The sequence below is a fragment of the Bradyrhizobium sp. LeoA1Lang genome, assembly GCF_055413685.1.
Map to the genome: position 1 here is coordinate 1 of NZ_JBVAPG010000532.1, position 396 is coordinate 396.

Here is a 396-nt window from a genome sequence, read left to right on the forward strand (position 1 = left end):
CCATTCGTCCTCGAACTCCTCGAGCCGGACCAGCGCCATGTCGGCATTCTCGGCCCGGGAGATTGCCTTGAGGGCAGGCAGGATCGCCTTGCGATCCTTCCAGGCTACAAACGCCAAGCTGGTGCGGATCAGGTGCACGATGCAGGTCTGCACCACGGTCTGCGGATAGACCGAGGCGATCGCCTCGGGACAGCCCTTGAGCCCATCGACCACCGCGATCAGGAGAGCGTTGACTCCACGCGTCTTCAGGTCGTTGACGACCTTGAGCCAGAATTTGGCACCTTCGGTCTGCTCAATCCACAAGCCCAGAACCTCCGTCTCGCCGTCCGGATTGAGCGCCAGCGCGACATAGACGGCGGGGGTCGTGGGCGTGCGTTCCTCGCGACGCGTGACCCG

General features: G+C 63.9%; 1 protein-coding gene. It reads right to left on the reverse strand.

The genetic code is table 11. The features are described 5' to 3' along the window. A partial coding sequence (locus ACZYOF_RS44410; protein ID WP_463719675.1) for a transposase occupies positions 1–396 on the reverse strand: 396 nt, incomplete at both ends.